The organism is Salinisphaera sp. G21_0, from assembly GCF_017744115.1.
Lineage (GTDB): Bacteria > Pseudomonadota > Gammaproteobacteria > Pseudomonadales > Endozoicomonadaceae > Endozoicomonas.
The window spans coordinates 1-2,540 of sequence record NZ_JAGHQW010000143.1 but is presented as its reverse complement, the minus strand read 5'-3'; the positions used below and the strand labels follow the sequence as shown (position 1 = coordinate 2,540).

The 2,540-nt window shown below is 54.5% G+C and carries 1 protein-coding gene; it reads left to right on the top strand.

Features of this window, described 5'->3' with window-relative positions; translation table 11 throughout:
* On the top strand, nucleotides 1-2,540 hold a 2,540-nt coding region (locus J7439_RS25230; protein WP_209204816.1), incomplete at both ends, for a hypothetical protein.

Sequence of the window (2,540 nt, the reverse complement as noted above, 5' to 3'; positions counted from 1 at the left end):
GATTACTTATGGTCGCTGCTGCAGCGGTGGCACTCGGTGTTGCCGGTTGGATAGGTTATGAAGTTTACGAACTGGCAGAGCATGAGAAGAATAAGGGAGGCGGGGGTGATAGTGATGATGATTCATCGGACAAAGACAAATCCGATCATGATGACTCATCCGGTGGCAGTGGTAACAGGAGAACCACGCCCACCAGTGGATTGTTAACGACCGGCCAGCCGCCCGTCACGGGCCTGCAACCTGCCACGGGCAGGCCAGGCAGCAATCCCGGAATCGTTACTAACAGCAGTAACCCGATCACACCCCAAATCGCACCGGGTAATTCCAGCCTTGTACCACCGGACGTTACTGCCTCTGAAGCATCATTAACGACGGCTTTATGGTCGGATACCGCGGCACCTGCCCTGGTAGCAGGATTGAGTTCGTCGGCCAGCACTATCGAGGCTGCACCACGCCAGTCTGAGAGCACCCCTACTCAAGCACTATTTGCCAATACCACAGTTCCAATTGGGGCAGAGTCAAGTTCATCGGTTAATACGATCAAGACGTCGTTGAGTCCGTCGGAGATGGCAAGTAACCAGGCAGTGTCGTCCAGTATCACCGCTTTAGCCTCATCCGGGTCTGGTTCGTTCGCTAATGCTACAGCGGGTTCATTGAGCCCGTCCGGAATGGCAAGCACTCAGGCATTGTCATCCAGCACGATGGCCCGGATCTCGACGGAAATGAGTTCGTCGATCAATACTACTGAGGCATCACTGAGCCCAACAGGGATGGCAGGCACCCAGAGGTTATCATCCAGCACGACGTCTACGTTCTCACCAGAGCTGAGTTCGTCGATGAATACCACCGATGTGTCAATGACTTCGTCAGGCATGGCAGGCACTCAGACACTGTCATCCAACACCGTGGTTCCGTTCTCTACAGAACTGAGTTCGTCGATCAATAGCACCGATGTGTCAATGACCCCATCAGGGATGGCAGGCACCCAGACATTATCATCCAGCACCACGGCTCCATTCTCTACAGAACTGAGTTCGTCGATCAATAGCACCGATGCATCACTGGCTCCGTCAGGCATGGCAGGTACTCAGACACTGTCATCCAACACGACGGCTCCGTTCTCTCCAGAGTTGAGTTCGTCGATCAATACCACCGATGTGTCAATGACCCCATCAGGGATGGCAGGCACCCAGACGTTATCATCCAGCACCACGGCTCCGTTCTCTCCGAAACTCAGTTCGTCGATCAATACCACCGATGTGTCAATGACCCCATCAGTGATGGCAGGCACCCAGACATTATCATCCAGCACCACGGCTCCGTTCTCTCCGGAACTCAGTTCGTCGATCAATACCACCGATGTGTCACTGACTCCGTCAGGCATGGCAAGCACTCAGACACTGTCACCCAACACGACGGCTCCGTTCTCTCCTGAGTTGAGTTCGTCAATGAATACCACCGATGTGTCACTGACCCCATCAGTGATGGCAGGCACCCAGACGTTATCATCCAGCACCACGGCTCCGTTCTCTCCGAAACTCAGTTCGTCGATGAATACCACCGATGTGTCACTGACTCCGTCAGGCATGGCAAGCACTCAGACACTGTCACCCAACACGACGGCTCCGTTCTCTCCGGAACTCAGTTCGTCGATCAATACCACCGATGTGTCACTGACTCCGTCAGGCATGGCAGGCACTCAGACACTGTCACCCAACACGACGGCTCCGTTCTCTCCTGAGTTGAGTTCGTCAATTAATACCACCGATGTGTCACTGACTCCGTCAGGCATGGAAAGTACTCAGACATTGTCATCCAACACGACGGCTACGTTCTCTCCAGAACTCAGTTCGTCGATGAATACCACCGATGTGACAATGACTCCGTCAGGCATGGCAAGCACTCAGGCACTGTCATCCAGCACTTCGGCTCCGTTCTCTCCAGAACTGATTTCGCCGATCACTACCACCGATGAGTCAATGACTCCATCAGGCATGGCAGGCACTCAGACATTGTCATCCAGCACCATGGCCCGGATCTCACCGGAGATGACTTCGCAACTATCCACTTCGCAACTATCCACTTCGCAACTATCCCCTTCCCAAACACCAACAGCTCACCTTGAGGCGACTCCGTCGGCCATTGACGATCATGCTGATGCTGAGTCATCGTCGCCAACCATCGAACCGGATCACACCACCCAACCCGTTGCGACTCCGACCCCCTCCGTCACCGACAGTCGCCCGTCGCAGGTGAGCACGCAGGGCAAAAAACTGCTGAAACTTTATGCGGACCGGGGCCAGGTGATCCATGACGACTATATGCGGCAGATAAACGACATCAAAAATAACAATGTCCGGGCGATGCAGGCCATCGAGCGCAGCGGTGAAGAGATAACCATCAACGGCGGGAGTTATCTTGAATGGTCGCTTGAACGGATCGTGTGTTGTGCCCACGGCCTGCGGGCCATGGACAAACTGCTCCGGGATAACTTCCTGACCATCAGCAGCCTTGCCCAGCAATGCATCAGCTATGATGCC